This window comes from Streptomyces sp. ASQP_92 (assembly GCF_025399895.1).
GTDB lineage: Bacteria > Actinomycetota > Actinomycetes > Streptomycetales > Streptomycetaceae > Streptomyces.
In genome coordinates this window covers 1,180,076-1,201,900 of sequence record NZ_JAODUA010000001.1, presented here as the reverse complement: position 1 = coordinate 1,201,900, position 21,825 = coordinate 1,180,076, and the positions used below count along the sequence as shown (strand labels likewise).

The window sequence follows — 21,825 nt, the reverse complement described above, 5'->3', positions numbered from 1 at the left end:
CCCTCGTCGAGTTGATGGTGGTGCGTGTGGTGCGTGTGGTGCCTGTGCGGTTGCGGTGCAGCTCCCGGCGGCCTGGTGCCTCCGGGAGCTGCGGTGGTGCGGTGTGGTGCGGTGCCTCAGAGCTGCGGCAGGATCGCCGGCATCAGGTCCTGGAAGGTGCGGCCGTTGGCCGGGTTGCCGATGGCGGTCATCTGCCAGCCGGCGCCCGAGCGGTGGACCTTGGCCATGATCTGCGCCGTGTACTGGCCGCCGCCGTCCAGCGTGTAGCGGGCCAGCTCCTGGCCGTTGGTCTCGTCGACCAGCCGGCAGAACGCGTTCTGCACCTCCTGGAACGTCTGGCCGGTGAAGGAGTTCACCGTGAAGACGATCTGGTCGATGTGCACCGGCACGCGCGAGAGGTCGACCAGGATCGACTCGTCGTCACCGCCCTGGCCCGCACCGCCCACGAGGTTGTCACCGGTGTGCCGTACCGAACCGTCGTCGCTGACGAGGTGGCGGAAGAAGACCACGTCGACGGGCTGCTTGTCGGCGAACAGCACCGCCGACGCGTCCAGGTCGATCTCCTGCGTCCGCTTGCCGAACAGGCCCCGGCGCGGGGCCGCCTGCCAGCCGAGCCCCATCCGCACCGCGGTCAGGGTGCCGCCACCCTGCTTCTCCAGGCTGATGGCCTGACCCTTGGACAGATTGACCGTCACGCGCTGTCCCCTCTCCCCATGTTGTCGTTCTTGACATGCTTTGCGTGGTGTACGTTCTCGGGCCCGACCCTACGCAGTGGCACGGGCCGCCCGCTCCGGCAGGGGCGCTTTTGTGGCGGTGTTGCAACACACCGCCCCCGCGGGGCTCCCGCGGGTCAGGCGAGGCCCGCCTCCCTCATCTGGCGGAGCTCCTTCTTCAGCTCGCCGACCTCGTCGCGCAACCGGGCCGCCACCTCGAACTGAAGATCCGCGGCCGCCGCCCGCATGCGATCGGTCATCTCCTCGATGATTCCCGCCAGTTCGGCCGCGGGCCGGTCGGTGAGCTCCTTCTTCGCGCCCTTCGCCGACTTCGCCGCCTTGCCGCCGAGCGAGGGCACGGGAGCCTTGGCGGCCTTGCCCTCCTTGCCCTGGCGGTATCCGGTGCCGAGCAGCTCCTCGGTGTCGACCTCTTCGCGCGCGATGCTCGCGGCGATGTCGCTGATCTTCTTGCGCAGCGGCTGGGGGTCGATCCCCCGCTCCTTGTTGTACGCGATCTGCTTCTCGCGGCGCCGGTTGGTCTCCTCGATGGCCTTCTCCATCGCCGGGGTGACCCGGTCGGCGTACATGTGGACCTGGCCCGAGACGTTACGGGCCGCACGGCCGATGGTCTGGATCAGCGAGGTGCCCGACCGCAGGAAGCCCTCCTTGTCGGCGTCGAGGATCGCCACCAGGGAGACCTCCGGCAGGTCGAGGCCCTCACGCAGCAGGTTGATGCCGACCAGCACGTCGTACTCGCCGGCCCGCAGTTCGCGCAGCAGCTCGATGCGGCGCAGGGTGTCGACGTCGCTGTGCAAGTACCGCACCTGGATGCCCAGTTCGAGGAAGTAGTCGGTGAGGTCCTCGGCCATCTTCTTGGTCAGGGTGGTGACCAGGACGCGCTCGTCCTTCTCGGTGCGCTGACGGATCTCGTGCACCAGGTCGTCGATCTGCCCCTCGGTCGGCTTGACCACGACCTCCGGGTCGACGAGGCCGGTGGGGCGGATGATCTGCTCGACGAAGCCGTCGCCGCGGGAGAGCTCGTACTTTCCGGGGGTGGCCGAGAGATACACAGTCTGGCCGATGCGGCCCAGGAACTCCTCCCACTTCAGCGGCCGGTTGTCGAGCGCGGAGGGCAGCCGGAAGCCGTGGTCGACGAGGGTGCGCTTGCGGGAGGCGTCGCCCTCGTACATCGCGCCGATCTGCGGCACGGTCACATGCGACTCGTCGAGGACCAGCAGGAAGTCCTCGGGGAAGTAGTCGATCAGGGTGTTCGGCGCGGTGCCGGGCTCACGTCCGTCGAAGTGCATCGAGTAGTTCTCGACGCCCGAACAGCTGCCGATCTGCCGGAGCATCTCCAGGTCGTAGGTGGTGCGCATGCGCAGCCGCTGGGCCTCCAGGAGCTTGCCCTGCTTCTCCAGCTCCGCCAGGCGCTGCTCCAGCTCCTTCTCGATGCCGTTGACGGCCTTCTCCATGCGCTCCGGGCCCGCCACGTAGTGGCTCGCGGGGAAGACGTAGAGCGACTGGTCCTCGCTGATGATCTCGCCGGTGATCGGATGCAGGGTGGACAGGGCCTCGATCTCGTCCCCGAACATCTCGATGCGGACGGCCAGTTCCTCGTAGACGGGGAAGATCTCGATGGTGTCGCCGCGCACCCGGAAGGTGCCGCGGGTGAACGCCATGTCGTTGCGGGTGTACTGGATGTCGACGAAGCGGCGCAGCAGCTGGTCACGGTCGATCTCCTCGCCGACCTTGAGCTGCACCATCCGGTCGACGTACTCCTGCGGGGTGCCGAGGCCGTAGATGCAGGAGACGGAGGCGACCACGATCACGTCGCGCCGGGTGAGCAGCGAGTTGGTCGCCGAGTGGCGCAGCCGCTCGACCTCCTCGTTGATCGAGGAGTCCTTCTCGATGTAGGTGTCCGACTGCGGGACGTACGCCTCGGGCTGGTAGTAGTCGTAGTACGACACGAAGTACTCGACGGCGTTGTTGGGCAGCAGCTCGCGGAACTCGTTGGCGAGCTGGGCGGCCAGCGTCTTGTTCGGCGCCATCACCAGGGTGGGGCGCTGAAGCTTCTCGATCATCCAGGCAGTCGTCGCCGACTTTCCGGTGCCGGTCGCGCCGAGGAGGACGACATCCTTCTCACCTGCACGGATGCGCTTCTCCAGCTCGGCGATGGCCGCCGGCTGGTCACCGCTGGGCTGGTAGGGACTGACGACCTCGAAGGGCGCCACCGTACGTTCGATCTTGGAAACGGGCCGCATGCAACCACCGTACGACCCGCCACTGACAACCGGCGTCCGATCGGGGTCCGCTCACCAGTCGTGCGGCGAGGCGGAGCCCTCGCGCGGGGGCTCGGAGGGCGCCCAGCTCGTGCGCTCGGGGAAGGACGGGCGGTGCCGGGGCAGCGGAATCGCGCGCGGCGGACGCTTCTCCCAGTCGGGCTTGCCCATCACCACCAGCGGGTCGAACATCACGACCACCCCGGCGAGGATCAGGAAGGCGACGGGCCCGATCAGCATGGGCGCGAGCAGGGCTGCGGGCGTCTCCCCGCCGGCCGCGACGCCGGAGGCGCCGTGCAGCTGGACGCTGAGCGCCGCCATGCCCGTGTAGTGCATGCCGCTGACGGCGACGCCCATGACGAGGCTGGCCACCAGGCTGGCCAGGAATCCGTGCACGGAGACGGCGGCCCACAGGGCGGCGGTGGCGGCCACCACCGCGATCACCACGGAGATGCTGACCACGACGGTGTTGTACTCGAACTCGCCGTTCATCCTGATCCCGGCCATGCCCAGGTAGTGCATGGTGGCCACGCCCAGACCGGTGATGGTGCCCCCGGTGACCAGCGCCATGGGGGTGGCGCCCCGGTAGCCGACGATGAAGATCCCGATGCCGACCATCACGATCGCGACGGCGAGACTGGCGAAGGTGATGCCCCGGTCGTAGCCGAGCGGCACCTCGTGGACCGAGAAGCCCATCATCGCGATGAAGTGCATGGTCCAGATGCCCGACCCTATGGACGTGGCGCCCAGCGCCAGCCAGGCCGCCTTGAAGGACCGCTCGGTCCGCAGCGACCGCGCGGTGCAGCGCAGGCCCAGCGCCCCGCCGAGGCAGGCCATGATGAACGCCGCCACCGGCGTGACGAGGCCGTAGCTGAATCCGTCGACCGTCCCGTGCATACTCATGTGCCCTTCGCCCCGTGCCGACTGAAGAGGCCCTACTCCTGTGGCGACCCTGGTGGGGGCGACATTAGGGCTCGCTGCGCGACAGGCAAACATTTTCCGGGCAATTTATCGACTCCGGGCACTTGGGACGTTCCCATCTGAGGGGATCCGTTCGCTTTGGTGCCCCCGTCGCGGGCTCCGGGAAGGCCTGCCCGGCCGCGTGGGCCGCGTTGGCCGCGTTGGTCGCGTTGGCCGCGTTGGTCGCGTTGGTCGCGTTGTCAGTGGGTGGTCCTACGGTGGTCGGCATGGACAGCAACGCGCAGTTCGTCGAGTGGGCGGTCGTTCGCAGCGACATCGGCCCGCTGCTCCTGGCCGCGACCGGCCAGGGCCTGGTGAACGTGGTGTTCCACGCGGACGAGCCGGTACGGGACCGGGCCGTGCGGGCCCTCGCCGCCCGGTTCGCCACCGAGCCCACCCCGGCGGTGCCCGGCGGTCCGGGCCTCCTGGAGGAGCCCATACGCCAGATCGAGGCCTACTTCGACGGCACCCTGCGCGAGTTCACGCTGCCGCTCGACTGGTCGCTCTCGTCCGGGTTCAACCGCCAGGTGCTGCGCGAGCTCGCGTCCGGGGTGCCGTACGGGACGGTGGTGGGGTACGGCGATCTGGCCGGCCGGGTCGGGCAACCCGGGGCGGCGCAGGCGGTCGGCGCGGCCATGGGCTCGAACCCGCTGCCGGTGGTGGTGCCCTGCCATCGCGTGGTGGAAAGCCGCGGCGGCCTGGGCGGATTCGGCGGCGGCCTGGAGACCAAGCGGCACCTCCTCGCGCTCGAAGGGGTGCTTCCGCGCCCCCTGTTCTGAGCGCCGGGCTTCCTTCGGCCCGACTGTTTCCCGGCCGTGTACGGGCTGGCACACTGCGCCGGTGACCACACGTCCCCACCCCACCGGAACCGGCGCGCCGCCAGACCCGGCGGCGCTGCCCGCGCTGCGGCGCCGCATAACCGCCGTGCTGATCGCGAGCCAGATACTCGGCGGGCTCGCGAACGCCACGGGGATCGCGCTGGCCGCCGTGCTGGCCGCCGCGATCAGCGGCAGCCAGGCCCTGTCGGGGCTCGCCTCGGCCTCCATGGTGGCGGGGCCCGCGCTCCTCGCTATGCCGCTGGCCGCGTTGATGACCAGGCACGGCCGCCGGCCCGGCCTGGTGCTCGCCTATCTGCTGGGGGTGGTGGGCGCCTGCGTCGTGGTCACCGGCGCGGTGCTCGAGAACTTCCCGCTGCTCCTCGTCGGCATGGCCGTCTTCGGCGCGGGCTCGCTGGGCAACCTTCAGGCCCGGTACGCCGCCGCCGATCTCGCCGAACCGGGGCGCCGCGCCCGTGCCATCTCCACCGTGGTCTGGGCGACGACGATCGGCGCGGTGCTCGGCCCGAACATAGCGGCACCGGCCGGCCGCAGCGTCACCGGCCTCGGCATACCGGCGACGGCGGGCCCGTTCGTGTGGGCTGCCGGGGTGTTCCTGCTGTCGGCCGTCCTCGTCGGCATACTGCTGCGCCCGGACCCGCTGCTGACCGCCCGAGCCCTCGACGGCGGCGCGGCGCATCCCCCGGCGGCCCGCTCCCTGCGGGCCGGGGTCACAGCGGTCCGGCAGTCGCCGCGGGCGCGCCTGGCGCTCGTCACCGTCGCCGTGTCGCACACCGCGATGGTGTCGATCATGTCGATGACGCCGGTCGCGCTCACCCGTCATGGCGCGGACATCGAGCTCGTCGGGCTCGTCATCAGTGTGCACATCGCGGGGATGTACGCGTTCTCCCCGGTGATGGGCTGGCTCGCCGACCGGCTGGGGCGGCTCTCCGTGATCGGTCTGGCGGCCGGACTGCTGTGCTGCGCCGCCCTGTTGGCGGGCACGGCGGGCACGAGCCACGGCCAGACCATGGCCGGGCTCTTTCTGCTCGGCCTCGGCTGGTCGGCGGGGCTCGTCTCCGGCTCGGCCCTGCTGACCGACTCGGTGCCGGGCCCGGCACGCGCCGCCGTGCAGGGGCTGTGCGACCTGACCATGAACGTGGCGGCCGGAATCGGCGGCCTCACGGCCGGCCTGATCGTGGCCCGCGCCGGCTACGGCTGGCTCAACGCGGCGGGCGCCTCGCTGCTGCTGCCGATGGCGGGCCTCGCCCTGTTCACCTCGCGACGGCACGGGACGGGGACGAAGGGGGCGGCGGAGTCCCCGGGATAGCGGAATAGCGGAACAGGGGAGGCGGTAAGGCGGCCGCCTTCGGGCGGAGGGATGCGCGCCCAGCCCGGCACGGGGGCTGGTGCCGGCCAGCGCGCTCAGCCCCGCACGGAGGCTGGTGCCGAACCAGCGCGCTCAGCCTGCCGCTCTGAGCCCGCCACTCTCAACAGGCCCCGCTACAGGCTGATGTGGTAGGCCTTGCGCAGCGTCTCGTGGACGGTCCAGGTGGTGCGGTCCCCGGCGCGCAGCACACACGCGTCGCCGGGACCGATCTCCAGGGTCTCGCCGCCCTCGACCTCGACGGTGGCGCGTCCCTCGACGACCACGAAGAGCTCGTCGGCCTCGGTGTCGGTCACCACGCCCGGCGTGATCTGCCAGATGCCCCGGATCTGCTTGCCGTCGGGCGACTCCCACAGCACCTTGCCGGTCACCCGCGGAGTGCCGGAGACGATCTGCGCCGGGTCGAGCGGCTCCGGCTCCAGGTCGGCGTCGCTGATCCGCACGGCGAACGAGGCGGGCTCGAGCGGCGGAATCCGGTCGTCGGGCGCGGGGCTCGTGTGCGCCGGGTTCGTGGGGGCGGGGTTCGTGGGGGCGGCGGTGGGCTGGTCCGTGGTGCTCATGACCGGTCAATCTAGCCGCGCCGGCTCGGGGCCGTGACCGGCAGTACGCCCAGGTCCGCGCGTCCTCCCACGACAGTCTGTCCAGTGCGTCCCCCGGCCCGGTTACCGGCCGCCGAAACGGGTCCGCCCGGCGCGGAGTTGAGGAACGTTTACCCGGCTTCCGTACGCGCCAGGGATGGGGCATGCCCTTTGACGACGTATCCGCTGAGACCACGGTGTCGGAAGAAGTAAGGACGGCTCTTGACGAGGGTCGCCCGGTCGTCGCTCTGGAGTCGACGATCATCTCGCACGGCCTCCCCCGTCCGCGCAATCTTCGCGTCGCCCGCGAACTGGAGCAGGTGGTGCGGGACCGGGGCGCGGTCCCCGCGACGATCGCCGTGCTCGACGGACGGCCTCGGGTCGGCCTGGACAAGGCGCAGTTGGAGCGGGTGGCCAACGAGGAGCTGCGCAAGCTCGGGCACCGCGACCTGCCGATGGCGCTGGCGGCCGGGGTGAGCGGGGCCACCACCGTATCGGCCACCGCGTTCCTGGCCGCACGGGCGGGCCTGCGCGTCTTCGCGACCGGCGGCCTCGGCGGCGTACACCGCGGGTGGACCGAGACCCAGGACGAGTCCGCGGATCTGCGCCTGCTGGCCAGGACGCCCATCGCGGTGGTGTGCGCGGGCGTGAAGTCGATCCTCGACGTGCCGGCCACGTTGCAGCGCCTGGAGACGCTCGGGGTGTCGGTGGTCGGCTACGGCACGGACCGGTTCCCGGGGTTCTATCTGTCCAGCTCCGGCGAGCCCGTGGACTGGACGGTGCACTCGCCGCAGGAGGCCGCGAACGTCCTGCGGGCCCACCGTTCGCTGGCGCTCGACGCGGCGGTGATCGTGGCCAACCCGGTGCCGGAGGCGGACCAGCTCGATCCGCGGCTGCACGACGCGGTGCTCGCCTCGGGCCTGGCCGAGTGCCGCGCCGCGGGCGTCACGGGCCAGGCGGTGACCCCCTTCCTGCTGCGCTACCTGGTCGAGCACACGGACGGTGCTTCCCTGGAGGCGAATGTGGCGGCGGTACGCGGCAACGTCCGGCTCGCAGCCGACATCGCGGCGGCGCTGTGACCGAAGGGGTTGACAGCCACGCCGTGACCGAAGCGGTGGACGGCCGCGCGGGCGGGGGCCTGCTGGTCGTCGGGGACGTGGTCACCGACGTGGTCGCGCGCCACCGCGGCCCCCTCGCTCCCGCCACGGACACGGTCGCCGACATCCGTACGGTGCCGGGCGGTGCGGGCGCCAACGCGGCCTGCTGGGCGGCCCGTTCGGGCTGTCCGGACGTGCGGCTGCTCGCCCGGGCCGGCCGGGACGCGGCCGACTGGCACGACCTCCAGCTGCGCCGGGCCGGCGTACGCCCCCTACTGATCGCGGACGACGACGCCCCCACCGCGACCGTGATCGCCCTGGTCGACACGGCGACGGCGGAACGCACCTTCCTCACCGACAGCGGCGCCGTCCACCGCATGGGTCCCGCGGACTGGTCGCCGGCTCTCCTCGACGGCGTCGCCCAGCTCCATCTGTCCGGCTATCTGCTGTTCGCCGAATCGAGTCGTCAACTGGCGCTCGCTGCACGCGAGTCGGCGCACGAGGCGGGCGTCGGCGTGAGCCTGGACCCGGCGTCGACCGGCTTCATCGCCGGCCTGGGCATCGAACGCTTCCTGGCCCTGACCGAGGGCATCGACGTACTGCTCCCCAACGCGGACGAGGCGTCCCTCCTCACCGGACTGCCCCAACCGTCGGACGCGGCGGCCAAGTTGAGCCGCCAGTTCCCCTTGGTGGCGGTCACGCTCGGCGCGGCCGGCGCACTGGTGGCCGTCGCCGGGGAGATCGTCGCGCGGGTTGCGGCGCCGGAGGTGACGGCCCTGGACTCCACGGGCGCGGGCGATGCCTTCACGGGCGGCTTCCTCGCCGCCCGCCTGCGCGGCGCGACCCCCGCGGAGGCCGCCGAGGCGGGGTGCCGGGCGGGGGCGCTCGCGGTGGGGGTGGTGGGAGGGCGGCCGACGACGGAGTAGGGGCATGAGGAAGATCCGTCACCCGCCCTCCGTCGTCCTCACCTCCCAAGCCGGGTGCCGAGGGTCGTCGACCCGCACCACGACGTCGGCCACCTCGGCCGGTCGCACCTCGGCCTCGTACCGCTCGAAGGCGGGCAGCGTCCAGCGGGCGTCCGCGTCGGTTCGGCGGCGCAGCGCCGGCGCCGAGAGACGCAGGTGCACGGTGAGGTCGAGCGGAAACCAGCGGCCCAGGAGCAGGGGTCCGTGCACCAGCAGCACCCCGCCCTCCGGGATGACCTGATACGGGCTGCGGGTCGCCCGGTCGGTCGCCGGGTCCCACAGGTCGGGCAGGACCCGTCCCGTACCGCCCGCCTCCAAGGGGCCGAACACCTCCCGCCACAGGGCTCCCGTGTCGAACCAGCCGTCGTAGTACGTGTACGCGTCCTGGTGGCCGAATTCGAAGCGCAGCGACGCTGGCCGCAGAAAGCCCTCGGTGGAGACGGCGAGGACGGATCTTCCGCGCAGCCGGAGCGCGTCCGCCAGGAGCCGCGCCAGCTCGTCGGTGCGGGCGGCGGGAGCGCCGTCGATGCCGATGCGCAGCCGGGGGCCGCCGTCGGCCGTCTTCACGTCCATGGCCCGCTCGGCGAGGGCATCGGTCAGCCGTTCCCAGGTGATCGCTTCGAATCGCACGCACCCATGATGCGTCGTTGCGGGGCGCACGGGCCGGAAACGGGAGCGGGCCCGGAGACGTAGCCGGCCCCCGGGCCCTGGTGGATGCCACCGCGACCGCACACACCGGTCCGCTTCGGTGTCAGCTTTGCGCTCCTCGCGCACCCGGCCGCGCGGGGCGCACATCCAATCCGGCTTGTTCCACGGCTTATTGGGCGGGGCATCACAGAAGGGAACGGCATCCTCGGGAAACCTGCGCGAGGAGGGCGGCCGCATGCTCGTCATACAACCCCGGCGCCACCACCACTGCGCCGACTGCGGGTGCGCCCCCCTGCGGCATCTCGTCCTGGTGTCGGGCGCCCCGCTCTGTCTGGACTGCGCGGACCTGGGCCATCTGGTCTTCCTGCCGCGCGGCGACACCGCGCTCACCCGGCGCGCCCGCGCGGGCGGCTCGCTGTCCGCCGTCGTGGTCCGCTTCAACCGGCGCCGGCGGCGCTATGAGCGGCAGGGCGTGTTCGTCGAAGAGGCCGCGCTCGCCGCGGCCGAGGCCGCCTGTCTGGCCGATGCGGAGGCCCGGGCCCGCCGGCGCGCCCGGGACGCGGAGCGCCGGGCGGTCCAGGACGTGCGGTTCACCGCGGCGCTGGCGGCCGAGATCCTGCGCCTGTTCCCGGGCTGTCCGCCCGCGCGGGCCCGCGACATCGCCGAGCACGCCTCGGTGCGGGGCAGCGGCCGGGTGGGGCGCTCGGCGGCCGGGCGGGCCCTGGACGAGGCGGCGGTGACGGCCGCCGTGCGGGCGTCCGTACGCCATCTGGACACGGAGTACGACGCGCTGCTCATGGCGCGCGTGCCGCACAACCGGGCGCGGGCCCGGGTCGCCGCGGCGATCGACGCCGTCATGTCCGCCTGGGCGGCGGGCCCGGCCACCCCTCCCCCGCCACCCCGAGCGGGCCCCGCCCAAGGCGAGGCGGCAGCCGATGCCGAGACAAGTCATCGCCCGTAGCGGCACGGGGCCGCCCCTGGCGGTCCGACCGGAACCGCGAACCCACCGAGACAAACCGACACCCACCGCACAACTACACGTCTCTATGCGGAAATTGACATCCCATCATGGGTATCCCTCCCGCATGACGACTGCGCCGGACCGCCCGCTGCTGCTCCTCGACGTGGACGGCCCCCTCAACCCGTACGCCGCCCGCCTGCCGCATCTGCGCGGCTACCGCACCCATCGGCTCCGCCCCTCGAACTGGCTCTCCCGCCAGGCCCCGGGCTCCCGACCGCACCGTCGCGGCCTGCGCGTCTTCCTCAACCCGGCGCACGGCCCCCTGCTGCGCGCGCTGCCCTACGAACTGGCGTGGGCCACCACCTGGATGAACGAGGCGAACGAAATGATCGCCCCCGTCATCGGCCTCCCCCCGGACCTCCCCTTCATCGCCTGGCCCGAACTGTTCGCCACCGACCCGGACGGCCTGTACTGGAAGACCAGACCCCTGCTGAAGTGGGCTGCCGGCCGACCGTTCGCCTGGGTCGACGACATGATCACCGATCTGGACGAGACATATGTGCGCACCCACCACGACGCACGCGCCCTCCTGGTGCGCGTCCACCCTCGACGGGGCCTGAGCGAGGCCGACTTCAAGAGGCTGACCCATTGGGCGACGAGCGGGTAGGGGGCGCGGCCATGCCTTCCGGGAGGCCGCGCCCCATCTTTGCGAGGGGGCTGGTGTCCCCTCATGCCTTTTCCCTTTCCCCCAGGCAGGAGCACATCGGCGAGTAGGCTCGATCCCGCGCTCTTGGGGAGGGCATCAACTTTTCCGTGAACAGAGGGCAGTTCGGCCATGCCCGTGCAGCCCTCCATCCCGTGGGGGGATCTCGCATGCACGAAATGGTCAAGGGTGCCAACGTGGGCCTGGCGGCGCTCAGTGAGAACGCCGGTTCCGTGATGGTCAACCTGAGCTGGAGCAGTCCCAGCGGAGAAGGCGACGCGGATATCTCCGTGCTGTTACTCGGCGCCGACGGCAAGGTCCGGGACAACGCGGACTTCTACTTCTACAACAACCCGGCCGCGCCCGACGGCACGGTGCAACTCCTCGGTCCGGCACCGACCGAGAACGGCAGTGAGGACAGAATCCGGCTCGATCTGACGGCCCTTCCCGGCGAGGTCGACCGGATCGTCAACGCGGCCAGCCGCCATCAGCGGGCTCATTTCGGCGAGTTGGAGAACATCCGCCTCACCCTGGCGGACGGTTCCGGCGAAGCCATGCTCGGTTTCTCCATCGCCGACGCCGACTCGGAGAGCGCATTCGTCTTCGGGGAGATCTACAGGCGTGCGGATGCCTGGAAGTTCCGGGCGATCGGTCAGGGCTACGACTCAGGCCTGGCCGGCCTCGCCACCGACTACGGGATCGGGATCGACGAGGACGACGACCAGGACGGCCGACAGGACGAGGCGGCCGACACCCTCCATGCCGCGGACGACAGCAACGCCGAACCGGCCATCGAGAGCGTTGCCCCAACCCCGCGGGCGGACACGGCCGTCGCCGCTCAGGCCGCCGCCCGCGCCGCCGCGCTCGCGTCCGTACCCGTTCCGCGCACCGCCGAACCAGACCCGGCCGCACCAGCCCCGGCCGAGCCGACCGCCGCCGCGCCCGCACGACGGCTGCGTACGGCCAAGAAGAAAGTCACGCTGCCGAAGGCACCCAAGCCCTCGCTCGCCGAGAACGACGCCTGGCGCGGCGCCCGGTTGTTCCCCGCGTCCTCGCTCAAGAGCGACCGGGAACGCGAGGTGCGGGCGACGTCCGTACTGCTCGCCGTGATGACCCAGGTGCCCGAGTTCGGACGCCGTCTCACCGCCACGTTCGGCGCGCCCGCCGGGCGGATGGAGACATTCACCGAGGTCACACTCCCGCACGGCGACACCCCCAAGCGGCCCGACGGTGTCATTCGTGTGGAGCGCGCGGGAAAGTTGTGGACGGCCCTCGTCGAGACGAAGACCAACGGCAACCCACTCAAGGCCGAGCAGATCCAGGCGTACATGGACATCGCCGCCCGCCGGGGCTACGAAGCGGTCATCACTCTCTCCAACGACGTGGCGCTGGAGGGAAGTTCCCTGGTCGAGGTGAAGACCGATGGGCGGCGCAAGCACAAGGTGGCTCTGTGGCACCTGTCCTGGGCCGAAGTGACGCACCAGGCACAGCTCCTCATCCGGCACGAGGGTGTACGCAACGAGGCGCACGCCTGGCTCCTCCAGGAGCTCCTGCACTACCTCCAGCATGACAACTCCGGCTGTCACGGCTTCCAGAACATGGGGCCCGCGTGGGTCCCGGTGCGCAACGGAATCGATGAGGAGACCCTGTCGCCGGGCGACCCGCGGACCGTGCAGGTCGTCGAGAGCTGGGAGCGGCTGATCCGCCAAGTGTGCCTGCGGCTCGGCGGAGAGCTCGGCACGAAGGTGGTGCCCGTGCAGCGGGCCAAGCGGGGCACCGATCCTCAGTCACGCCGTGCCGAACTGGCCGGGCGCCTCTGTGTGGACGGGCAGTTGGGGGCCGAGATCCGTATCGAGGGCACGCCCGGCATCCTGGGGGTCGTCGCCGATCTGCGGATGGGACGGCTCAGGACGTCCATCGAGATCGCCGCACCCGAACAGGGGTATCCCCTCAGCTGGGTGAAGAAGCTGATGAAGCAGCTGAGCGAGGCGCCGGCGGACCTTCATGTGCAGACCCTCCTCGAAGGTGAGACGGTCGGCCCCCGCGGCACCCTGGAGAAGTTGCGCCCCGAGCCGGGGGACCTGCTGCCGAAGGGGCCCGAGCGGATCACCGGGTTCCGGCTGTCGCTCTCCAAGGGCGTGGGCAGTACGCGCGGCAACGCCGAGACGGGGTTCATCCGCGGGGTGGACGCGGCCGTCGACCTGTTCCACTCCGGCGTGGTGACGCACCTGGAGCAGCGGCCGGCCCCGCGCGCCAGGGTGGCCGGCCCGGCCGCCTGACATCCCGCCCCTCCCGACCCGGCACTGCTTCGGCGCGTCGGCGGCCGTCAGGAGCCCAGGCGGGCGGTGAGGGCTCCTACGGGGTCGGGATCGGGGGTGCCGCGGGGCCACCAGTCGTCTCGGCCGGGGTCCGATTCGTAGCCGTACCAGAGGCCGTCGCGGCCGTAGCGTAGCTGGACGGTGGGGGTGGAGAGGCGGTTGCGGTGGGGGCGGAAGCCGGGGAAGCCGGCGGTGCTCAGCGCCGGGCGGGCGCGGTCGAAGGGGCCGGCCGGCGGGTCCCAGGGCGATTCGAGGACGGCGAGCGCCTCGATACCGCCCTGGCGCCAGGCGGCCACCGCGCGGGCCAGGTCTGTGGGGGTGCGGTCGGTGGCACGGGTCAGCGAGGTGTAGAGCGCGCGGGTGGCCGAGGTGAGGCCGGAGCCCGGGTGCGCGGCGGCGAGACGGACCGCGTCCTGCCAGGTGGTGAGCGGGGCGATCGGGTCCTGTCCGGTGGTCAGGAGGGTGTGGGCACGGATGGCCGCCTCGGTGGCGAGGAGGTCGAGGGACAGCGGGTCGGGGCCGCCGTGCACCTCGGGGAAGGCGGGCGGGTGGCCCGGCCGCGCGGGTGCGGGGAAGGGCGGCGGGAGCGGCGGCAACGTGCGCGGCTGGACGGCCGACCGGGCCTGGACGGTGGGGAGTCGGGGCGGCGGCGCGGGTCGTTCCACGGCCATGCGGGTGGCGTTGCGCCGGGTGAGCGCGGCGAGGACCTCCTGCTCGCCCCGCCCCCGCATCAGCAGCAGTACGAAGGGGTCCTCGTCCAGCAGGCGGGCGGTCTGGTAGCAGAGCGCCGCCGCGTGCTTGCAGGGGTAGCCGTCGTCGGGACACGAGCAGTCGGGGATCAGGTCGCCCGACGCGGGAAGCAGCGCCGCCTCGTCGGCGAGCGCCTGCGGAAGGTCCTTGTCGAGCAGGGCCGCGATGTGGGCGGGCTCCCGGGCCGCGGTGTCGAGGAAGTCCTCCCACGCCTGCTCGGGCAGGGTGCGCAGCCGCAGCTCCGTACGGTAGGGGCGGGGCCTGGAGCCGTGGACGTAGGCGGTGATCCGGCCCGGGGTGACGGTGATCGCGTCGACCTGGCCGGCTTCGGCGTAGGCACGCCCGCGGGCCAGGCGGGCGGGGTCCAGGGCGAGGTCCTCCAGGGCCTCCACCCAGGCGTCGCCCCACCAGGTCCCGGTCCGCTGCGAGCGGGCGCCGAGCGCGGGGTAGGTGCGGCGGCGGTCGTCGTGGCGCGGGGTGCGCAGGGGCGCGCGGGGGTTCACGCTGCCCTCCGCAGGGAGATCAGATCGGCCAGTTCACGGTCGGTGAGTTCGGTCAAAGCGCTCTCCCCGGATCCGAGGACCGCCTCGGCCAGCCGGCGTTTCTGCTCCAGCATCTCGGCGATGCGCTCCTCCACCGTGCCCTCGGCGATCAGACGGTGGACCTGGACCGGCTGGGTCTGGCCGATGCGGTAGGCGCGGTCGGTGGCCTGTTCCTCGACCGCCGGGTTCCACCATCGGTCGTAGTGGATGACATGGCCGGCGCGAGTCAGGTTGAGGCCGGTGCCGGCGGCCTTGAGGGAGAGGATGAACACGGGGACCTCGCCGTCCTGGAAGGCGTCGACGAGGCGGTCCCGCTCGGCCACCGGTGTTGCGCCGTGCAGGAGTTGGGAGGGCACGCCACGGGCGGTGAGATGGCTGGAGAGCAGCCGGGCCATGGCGACGTACTGGGTGAAGACGAGGACCGAGCCGTCCTCGCTGAGGATGGTGTCGACCAGTTCGTCGAGCAGGGCCAGCTTGCCCGAGCGGGACGCCAGGCGCGGGGCGTCCTCCTTCAGATACTGCGCCGGGTGGTTGCAGATCTGCTTCAGGGCGGTCAGCAGCTTCATGATCTGGGCGCGGCGCGCGATGCCTTCCGAGGCCTCGACCGCCACCATCACCTCGCGGACCACCGCCTCGTACAGGGCGGCCTGTTCACGGGTGAGCGGGACGGGATGGTCCGTCTCGGTCTTAGGCGGCAGTTCGGGCACGATGCCCGGGTCGGACTTCTTGCGGCGCAGCAGGAAGGGGCGGACCAGGCGGGAGAGACGGGCCGCGGCTTCGTCGTCCTCGCCGTTCTCCACCAGGCGGGCGTGCCGGGCCCGGAACGCCTTGAGGGGGCCGAGCAGCCCGGGGGTCGTCCAGTCGAGCAGCGCCCACAGTTCGGAGAGGTTGTTCTCCACGGGGGTGCCGGTGAGCGCGACCCTGGCGGGCGCGGGGATGGTGCGCAGCGCCTTGGCGGTCGCCGAGAACGGGTTCTTGACATGCTGCGCCTCGTCGGCGACCACCATGTTCCAGGCGTGGTCGGCCAGTTGGGGCGCGCTGCCGCGCATGGTGGCGTACGTGGTGAGGACGAAGCCGCCGGCGCTGCCCTCCAGGCTCCGGCTGTTTCCGTGGAAGCGGCGCACCGGGACGCCGGGCGCGAACCGGGCGATCTCGCGCTGCCAGTTGCCGAGCAGCGAGGCCGGGCAGACCACGAGGGTGGGCTCGGTGCGGGCCCGGCGCAGATGCAGGGCGATCACGGTGATCGTCTTGCCGAGGCCCATGTCGTCGGCGAGGCAGCCGCCGAGACCCATCGACGTCATCATGTCGAGCCAGGCCAGACCCCGCAGTTGGTAGTCGCGCAGCGTCGCGTCCAGGCCGGGCGGCTGTTCGGCCGTCGCGGGGCCTTCCAGAAGCCGGTCGCGGAGCAGGGCGAGCGCTCCGGCCGGGACCGCCTGGACCGTCTCGCCGTCGACCTCGGCGGCGCCGGTGAGGGCGACGGACAGCGCGTCCACGGGGTCGAGCAGCCCCAGGTCGCGTTTTCTGGCCTTGCGGACGAGCTCGGGGTCGGCCACCACCCACTGGTCGCGCAGCCGCACGATCGGGCGGTGGGACTCGGCGAGCACATCCATCTCGGCGTTGGTGAGGGGTTCGTCGCCGAGCGCCAACTGCCAGTCGAACGCGAGGAGTTCACCCGCGTCGAAGAAGGAGGTGCCGTCGGTCGCCGAGCCGGGGGCCGGTCGCACCACGGCGGTGGCGCTGAGGGTGCGGGCCAGTTCGCGGGGCCAGTGGACGGTGATGCCCGCCGCCGCCAGCCGCGCGGAGGCCTCGCCGAGCAACTCGTACAGCTCGTCCTCGGTGAGCGGCAGCACATCGGGGACGCCGCGCTCCAGGAGCAGGCCGAGCGGTGACCACACACGGGCGGCGCGGCGCAGGGCGAGCAGCGCGTCGATGCGGGCGCGCGGCCCGAAGGCCTCGACTCCGCTTCCCGGGACGGCAGTTGGGGCCTGAGGGCGCTCGTCGGCCGCGCCGTCCGCCCACAGGTCGGCCGCGTCGACGACCAGGGTGGGGTCGGCGAGGCTGTGTACCTGGACGATGGCCGAGCCCGCCCGTCGCGCCTCGCCCTCCTCCTCGGACGCCGTGTCGAACAGCTCGTACCCGGAGAGGTCCAGGCGCAGCGAGACCCGGACGCCCGCGTCCATCCCGGCGGCCGCCTCGGCGGCCCAGGCGCGGGCGCCCGGCAAGTGCTGGGCGGTGGGCGCCGCGAAGGGTGCTCCGGCGGCGTGGGCCGCGGCCGGAGTACGCGGCAGGGTGTCGGCGACCGCGTCGAGGAAGGCCCGCACCAAGGCCTCCGGTTCGGGCAGTTGGAGGGCGCCGCGGCCGGGGACGGGCATGCCGTACGCCTCGTACGGCATGGCGGCGGCGATGGCCCGGAGCTGGGCGATGTCGTCGGCGTCCAGCGGGCCCGCGCGCCAGGCGTCGTGGTGGGTGGAGGTCAGGCCGGGCAGCAGTCTGCCGCGCGCGACGAGGTGCAGGGCATGCAGCGCGGCGGCGCCCCAGCAGGCCGCCGCCGGGTGTGCGGCGGGGTGGCGGCGGGCTCTGACCAGCAGCGGCAGCGCTTCGGCGACCGGCAGCACGAGAGCGGCGACCTTGCGGCTGCGGGCGCCGCCGCCGTGGCGGCGCACCACGGTCAGCTCGGTCACCTCGGCGCCGGGCGGTCCTTGGGGCAGCGGGCCCTGGTCCGGATCCCAGAACGCGACCCTTCCCTCGCGGGGCAGCCCGGCGGGCAGGAACACGGCGGCGGCCGACACCGCGGGCCCCGGTGCGGCCGGGTCGTCGTGCGGCCGCGCGGGGTTCTGGCCGGGCCCTGGAGGCCGCTGGGTGTGCGGGGAAGGCTCGCGGCGGGCGGGCGCGGGGCCGGAGGAGGCCGCGCGGCCGGACTCGGGGTGCCACATCGGTGTCGGCCGGTTCACCGCCGGTCACCTCCTTCGTCCGCACGGTCGTCTCCGTCGCGTGGTCCGCGACTGATCTACGACCTTACGGGCGAGGTCTGACAATGGGCCCCGCGACCTCAGCGCACCCCCTCCCACAAGGCACGTTCTTCGGCGCGGGGGTCCGGCTCGACGCCGCAGACATCGTCGAAGACCTGGGTCGCGCGGGTCTCGCGGTCATAGGGCGCCCAGCCCGGGTCGCCCGTCTTCGCGAAGGCCACCCAGGCGCTGTGCATCGCGTCCGCGAGGGGCTGGAAGGGCTTCTCGCCGAGGATCGGAGCGTAGGTGGGGTCGTCGAGCCGGTCGAAGACATACGCGAGCTCGGAGGCGTGGCAGGCGCCGAGCCGGCCGTCGGCGGCCGGGGAGCGCCGGGCGAACTCGTACACGTGGGAGCCGGGCACCGCCTCCGCCAGACGCAGGGCGGGGATCCGGTAGAACCAGTCGGTGGTGACCGCGTCGAACAGTTCGCCCGGCGACGCGTCCGGGCGGTTGCGCGCGTACACGGGCAGCGCCTTGTCGGGATCGAGACCGTACGCCGTCGTGGCCGCGCGCAGCCTGTCCTGCGACAGGACGTCCAGGCGCCGGGTCGGCACCAGGAAGAGGCGGTACTCCTCCAGGTTGCTGCCGGTCATGAGCTCCACCCCGCAGTCGGCCGACGGCAGCGGCAGCTCGTCCAGGACGGGCTCGAACGGCATCATGTTGAGCGCCGCCTCGCCCCACAGGGCGGGGTCCGGGCACGCCCCGATCTCGCCGCGCAGCTCGGCCTGGGCGGGAAGCAGGGCCTCCAGGGGGACGGCGGCGAACTCCTCCGCGGTCGCCCCGATGCCCAGTTTCCCGGCGAGCCGGGCGGTGATCAGGTCGGCGGAGGCGGGCCGCAGGAAGTGGTGGGCGGCGCCGCTCTGCAGGATCGCGCGGCGGAACAGGCCACGGGCGCGGGGCATGGAGAGCAGCGCGCCGATGCTCATGGCGCCCGCCGACTCGCCGAAGACGGTGACCTGGCCGGGGTCGCCGCCGAAGGCGTCGATGTTGTCGCGAACCCATTCCAGGGCGGCGATCTGATCGAGCAGCCCGCGGTTGTCCGGCCGGTCGGGCAGCCGCAGGAAGCCGTCGGCGCCGAGCCGGTAGTTGATGCTGACGTACACCACGCCGTCGCGCGCGAAGGCGCTTCCGTCATAGCCGGAGGCCGACCCGGAGCCGTTGGCGAAGGCCCCGCCGTGGATCCACACCATCACCGGGAGGCCGCCCCCGGAGGCCGGGTGCGGGGTCCAGACGTTGAGGTTGAGGCAGTCCTCGCCCTGCGGTCCGTCGTCGGGGAGCAGGACGTCGAAGGGCGGCGCGTAGGGAGCTCGGGGCACGCTCGGGCCGTAGGAGAGCGCGTTGCGCACGCCGTCCCAGGAGGCTGCGGGCGCCGGTGCGCGAAAGCGCGCCTCCCCGAAGGGGGGCGCGGCGAACGGGATGCCGAGGAAGGCGGCCACGTCGTCGGCGACGAGCCGCCCTCGCACCGCGCCCTGGCGGGTCGTACGGATGGGTTCCATCAGGTGCGTGCGCCTTCCGACAGCGTTTCGAGCAGTGCCGCGCCGAACTCCCGGGGACGTTCGACATGGACCGCATGCCCGGCTCCGGGCACCACAACCTCTCGTACCCTGCCGCCGGCCCGGGCGTAAAGGCCCAGCACGTGACGGGTCTGGGCGAGCATCGGCTGGGCGGGGGTGCCGTTCCAGTCGGGCACCACGCCGAGCGCGCCGAGGTGGGCGAGGTCGAACAGGGAGGTGTCGGAGACGATGACGTCGTCCTCGCCGCGGATCCAGGTCACCGGCGGCAGGACGGGCAGCGTGTGCAGGTCGTCGAGGCGGAAATGGGTGGGGGCGAGGCAGTTGAGGACGCCCCGGCCGCCGGGCGCGACCCCGGGCCAGGTGCCGCACACCATGCTGTCGCCCGGATAGTGGTCGTCGCCCACACGGGTCGTCAGCATGGCGGCCACCAGTTCGTCCTCGCGGGCCGGGCGCATCGGGGGCTTGACGTAGCAGGTGGCCAGGACCTGGCGCGGTGAGAGCGGGGAGCCGTCGCCCTGGTCGCCCTCGCGCAGGAGCCGTACGAAGTCCGCGTTGGCGGTGCCCCCTCCGGAACCGGCCCCGTCGGGCGAATTGAGCTGCCCGTCCTCGCCCCGGGTACCGCCGAATCCGTACGGCGAGACCGGGTTGACGAGCGTGACGGAGCGGACGGCGGACGGCCGGTCCCGCAGATACTGGAGCACCACGCCTCCCCCCAGGGACCAGCCCACCAGGTGTGCGCCGCCCACATGCAGGGCGTCGAGCAGCGCCGCGAGGTCGTCCGCGTAGTCGCGCAGCCCCCGGGTCGCGTCGACGGGCAGCGGATCGGTTCCACCGAAGCCGCGCAGGTCTACCGCGATCGCCCGGTAGCGCTCGGGCACATCGTGCAGGGTGTCCTGCCAGAACGCCGAGGACGAGACATTGCCGTGGACGAAGACGACGGTCCCGGCCGGGTCCTCGGGCCCCGCTCCGGGCCCGGTTTCCAGGATGTGCTGGGTGAGCCGGGCCGTGGCCACACGGCGGGTTCGCAGGGTGCGCATCGACGGTTCCTCAGGGGAGTGCGAGCCAGGCGGCTACCTGGGCGGCGGATGTGCTGTTCCAGCCGAGTTCGAGGTGGTTGGCGTCCGTCACGGTGGCCGTCCCGCCCACGGTGGCGATCCCGGTGGTGTCCAGCGCGCTGGAGATGAAGACGACTCCGTCGCTGGGTCCCCGGTTCTCATTGACGATGCCGATGACGTTCGGGGTGGCTCCCGCCAGCAGATAGGTGGTGACGGACGCGGGGACCCCCGCCCGCCGCAAAGGCGCCACCAGGGAGCCGCTGTCCAGCGCTTTCTGGATGCCGTCTCCGGCGGTGTAGAAGCCCTGGCCGCCGTAGTAGGTGGTGTACCAGTCCTGGGCGGACTGGTCGACGCCGTACACCGAGTCCCAGCGGGCCAGCATCTGGCGCTGGCCCGGGTAGTCGTCGTAACCGCCGGACGGCGTCATGGAGTACTCGGGGTGCGCGGTGTAGGTGCCGTAGCAGGTCATCCTGGAGTGCGGCGACGGCGCGTTGATCTTGCCGCCGCACTCGGGCCAGATGGAGAAGTCGTGCGCCCAGCCGTGCGCGTACGGGTAGTCGTAGCCGCCGTTGGGGCCGCCGAGCGTGATCAGTTTCCGTACGTCACCGGCGTAGGCCCGCCCCCAGGAGGGCTTCACCGACGAGACATAGGCGCGGGTCGACATCTCGCCCTTGCTCCAGCCGACCAGATCGACCTTGGCGACGCCGAGCTTGGCCTTGATGGCGGCGACGGCGTCCCCGACGGCCTGCGCCTGCATCAGGTTGTCGCCCTGTTTGTGGGCGAAGCCGATGGCGAAGACGCGCCGGCCGCGCGACGACAGGTACTGCATGAGGCCGGTGGAGGGGCAGGACACGGCGCCGCAGCCGTAGCCGCCGGACTCCCCCGGGTTGGCCCAGGCCCGGTCAGCGGTGTCGTTGGCGCCGTGCACGAGCAGCACGGGAACGCTCTGGGCGCCGGTGTTCCAGCCGGGCGCCGAGTACAGCAGGAAGCGGTCGGAGGCCGGCCGCGCGACCTTGCCGAAGTACGTCACGCGTACCCCGTCCTGATCGCCGCGGCCGTCCGGCGGATAGCCCTCGGCGGCGCCCGCCGCGAATCCCGCGGTGGTGTCGCGGAAGCGCTCGACCTTCTCCCAGCCGTTGGTGACGGTGCCCGCGCCGTAGCTCGCCTCCAGCGAGAGGTGGGCGGGGTACGCGGTGGCCCCGGCCGCACTCGCCGCGCCGCCACCGCCGAGGAGTCCCGCCACCACCGCCACGACGGCGGCGATCACTCCCCATCCGGCACGCTGTCCGTAACGCACGACCCGGTCCCCCTTGCCTCGGCACCACCGCGAAACCCGCCCTGTCCGGGTAGACGCTATGCAGCGCGCGGCTCCGGAAGTGATGTGTGCGGACCACATAAGACGAGGCGGAACTGTGGATTGTCGACGCCTCCTCGCCCGGGCGGGCTAGCCGGGGCCCGCACCGGATGCCGGAAGCGGGAGCAGAGGGCAGGCTGACGGCACTGACCGCCGCAGTCATGCCGTACAGACGAGG

At 72.4% G+C, this 21,825-nt stretch carries 17 protein-coding genes; 7 read left to right on the top strand and 10 right to left on the bottom strand.

Annotation, left to right across the window (positions count from 1 at the left end; translation table 11 throughout):
* Positions 1-116 precede the first annotated feature (116 nt).
* The 3 genes from N4G70_RS05250 to N4G70_RS05240 form a co-directional block, all read right to left on the bottom strand.
* A complete protein-coding gene (locus N4G70_RS05250; protein ID WP_120724448.1) occupies positions 117-695 on the bottom strand; it encodes a TerD family protein in 579 nt (192 codons plus the stop codon).
* Between the two features lie 155 nt (positions 696-850).
* Positions 851-2,974: an excinuclease ABC subunit UvrB gene (uvrB, locus tag N4G70_RS05245; RefSeq protein ID WP_261711171.1), complete on the bottom strand. Its 2,124-nt coding sequence runs from the start codon at positions 2,972-2,974 to the stop codon at positions 851-853.
* 51 nt (positions 2,975-3,025) lie between these two features.
* The gene (locus N4G70_RS05240; protein WP_261711384.1) at positions 3,026-3,889 is read right to left on the bottom strand and encodes an MHYT domain-containing protein; all 864 of its coding nucleotides are present in this window, start codon (positions 3,887-3,889) and stop codon (positions 3,026-3,028) included.
* A gap of 290 nt (positions 3,890-4,179) precedes the next feature.
* Between N4G70_RS05240 and N4G70_RS05235 the strand changes: the two genes are divergently transcribed.
* Together N4G70_RS05235 and N4G70_RS05230 are read left to right on the top strand one after the other, a co-directional pair.
* A complete protein-coding gene (locus tag N4G70_RS05235; protein ID WP_261711170.1) occupies positions 4,180-4,731 on the top strand; it encodes a methylated-DNA--[protein]-cysteine S-methyltransferase in 552 nt (183 codons plus the stop codon).
* A 61-nt stretch (positions 4,732-4,792) separates the two neighbouring features.
* Positions 4,793-6,097 (top strand): MFS transporter, encoded by a 1,305-nt coding sequence (locus tag N4G70_RS05230; protein WP_261711169.1) that lies wholly within the window; start codon positions 4,793-4,795, stop codon positions 6,095-6,097.
* A 173-nt stretch (positions 6,098-6,270) separates the two neighbouring features.
* On the opposite strand, the gene N4G70_RS05225 is transcribed toward N4G70_RS05230, so the two are convergent.
* The gene (locus N4G70_RS05225) at positions 6,271-6,714 is read right to left on the bottom strand and encodes a cupin domain-containing protein (protein ID WP_261711168.1); all 444 of its coding nucleotides are present in this window, start codon (positions 6,712-6,714) and stop codon (positions 6,271-6,273) included.
* A 182-nt stretch (positions 6,715-6,896) separates the two neighbouring features.
* On the opposite strand from N4G70_RS05225, the gene N4G70_RS05220 reads away from it, so the two are divergent.
* Positions 6,897-7,811 carry a pseudouridine-5'-phosphate glycosidase gene (locus N4G70_RS05220; RefSeq protein WP_261711167.1) on the top strand — a complete coding sequence of 305 codons (915 nt, stop codon included), beginning with the start codon at positions 6,897-6,899 and terminating at the stop codon, positions 7,809-7,811.
* 23 nt (positions 7,812-7,834) lie between these two features.
* Positions 7,835-8,755: a carbohydrate kinase family protein gene (locus tag N4G70_RS05215; protein ID WP_261711166.1), complete on the top strand. Its 921-nt coding sequence runs from the start codon at positions 7,835-7,837 to the stop codon at positions 8,753-8,755.
* An 18-nt stretch (positions 8,756-8,773) separates the two neighbouring features.
* On the opposite strand, the gene N4G70_RS05210 is transcribed toward N4G70_RS05215, so the two are convergent.
* Positions 8,774-9,424, bottom strand: a complete 651-nt coding sequence (locus tag N4G70_RS05210; RefSeq protein WP_261711165.1) for a uridine kinase — start codon at positions 9,422-9,424, stop codon at positions 8,774-8,776.
* Between the two features lie 253 nt (positions 9,425-9,677).
* Here N4G70_RS05210 and N4G70_RS05205 point away from each other — a divergent pair, with 253 nt between their 5' ends.
* The 3 genes from N4G70_RS05205 to N4G70_RS05195 all read left to right on the top strand — a co-directional run bounded on the left by N4G70_RS05205 (position 9,678) and on the right by N4G70_RS05195 (position 13,385).
* Entirely contained in the window at positions 9,678-10,403 is a 726-nt protein-coding gene (locus tag N4G70_RS05205; RefSeq protein ID WP_261711164.1) for a DUF2293 domain-containing protein, read from the top strand.
* 124 nt (positions 10,404-10,527) lie between these two features.
* Positions 10,528-11,070, top strand: a complete 543-nt coding sequence (locus tag N4G70_RS05200; protein ID WP_261711163.1) for a hypothetical protein — start codon at positions 10,528-10,530, stop codon at positions 11,068-11,070.
* Between the two features lie 206 nt (positions 11,071-11,276).
* Positions 11,277-13,385 carry a TerD family protein gene (locus tag N4G70_RS05195; RefSeq protein WP_261711162.1) on the top strand — a complete coding sequence of 703 codons (2,109 nt, stop codon included), beginning with the start codon at positions 11,277-11,279 and terminating at the stop codon, positions 13,383-13,385.
* A gap of 47 nt (positions 13,386-13,432) precedes the next feature.
* On the opposite strand, the gene N4G70_RS05190 is transcribed toward N4G70_RS05195, so the two are convergent.
* From N4G70_RS05190 to N4G70_RS05170, 5 genes are all read right to left on the bottom strand, one after another.
* On the bottom strand, positions 13,433-14,677 hold the full coding sequence (locus tag N4G70_RS05190) for an SWIM zinc finger family protein (protein ID WP_261711161.1): 1,245 nt from the start codon (positions 14,675-14,677) through the stop codon (positions 13,433-13,435).
* Positions 14,674-17,649 carry an SNF2-related protein gene (locus N4G70_RS05185; RefSeq protein ID WP_399034321.1) on the bottom strand — a complete coding sequence of 992 codons (2,976 nt, stop codon included), beginning with the start codon at positions 17,647-17,649 and terminating at the stop codon, positions 14,674-14,676. Before N4G70_RS05185 ends, N4G70_RS05190 begins: the two co-directional genes overlap by 4 nt.
* A 116-nt stretch (positions 17,650-17,765) precedes the next feature.
* Positions 17,766-19,220, bottom strand: coding sequence for a carboxylesterase/lipase family protein (locus N4G70_RS05180; RefSeq protein WP_261711159.1), 1,455 nt, complete (start codon positions 19,218-19,220; stop codon positions 17,766-17,768).
* A complete protein-coding gene (locus N4G70_RS05175) occupies positions 19,220-20,275 on the bottom strand; it encodes an alpha/beta fold hydrolase (RefSeq protein WP_261711158.1) in 1,056 nt (351 codons plus the stop codon). Before N4G70_RS05175 ends, N4G70_RS05180 begins: the two co-directional genes overlap by 1 nt.
* Before the next feature lie 10 nt (positions 20,276-20,285).
* Complete coding sequence (locus tag N4G70_RS05170) at positions 20,286-21,590, bottom strand: triacylglycerol lipase (protein WP_261711157.1); 1,305 nt, start codon at positions 21,588-21,590, stop codon at positions 20,286-20,288.
* Positions 21,591-21,825: the final 235 nt, after the last annotated feature.

What these genes read in the sequence shown, in the direction of transcription:
- uvrB (WP_261711171.1), bottom strand. Translation starts at nt 2,974, where the DNA reads ATGCGGCCCGTTTCCAAGATCGAACGTACGGTGGCGCCCTTCGAGGTC.
- N4G70_RS05240 (WP_261711384.1), bottom strand. Translation starts at nt 3,889, where the DNA reads ATGCACGGGACGGTCGACGGATTCAGCTACGGCCTCGTCACGCCGGTG.
- N4G70_RS05235 (WP_261711170.1), top strand. Translation starts at nt 4,180, where the DNA reads ATGGACAGCAACGCGCAGTTCGTCGAGTGGGCGGTCGTTCGCAGCGAC.
- N4G70_RS05225 (WP_261711168.1), bottom strand. Translation starts at nt 6,714, where the DNA reads ATGAGCACCACGGACCAGCCCACCGCCGCCCCCACGAACCCCGCCCCC.
- N4G70_RS05220 (WP_261711167.1), top strand. Translation starts at nt 6,897, where the DNA reads ATGCCCTTTGACGACGTATCCGCTGAGACCACGGTGTCGGAAGAAGTA.
- N4G70_RS05205 (WP_261711164.1), top strand. Translation starts at nt 9,678, where the DNA reads ATGCTCGTCATACAACCCCGGCGCCACCACCACTGCGCCGACTGCGGG.
- N4G70_RS05200 (WP_261711163.1), top strand. Translation starts at nt 10,528, where the DNA reads ATGACGACTGCGCCGGACCGCCCGCTGCTGCTCCTCGACGTGGACGGC.
- N4G70_RS05195 (WP_261711162.1), top strand. Translation starts at nt 11,277, where the DNA reads ATGCACGAAATGGTCAAGGGTGCCAACGTGGGCCTGGCGGCGCTCAGT.
- N4G70_RS05185 (WP_399034321.1), bottom strand. Translation starts at nt 17,649, where the DNA reads ATGTGGCACCCCGAGTCCGGCCGCGCGGCCTCCTCCGGCCCCGCGCCC.
- N4G70_RS05180 (WP_261711159.1), bottom strand. Translation starts at nt 19,220, where the DNA reads ATGGAACCCATCCGTACGACCCGCCAGGGCGCGGTGCGAGGGCGGCTC.
- N4G70_RS05175 (WP_261711158.1), bottom strand. Translation starts at nt 20,275, where the DNA reads ATGCGCACCCTGCGAACCCGCCGTGTGGCCACGGCCCGGCTCACCCAG.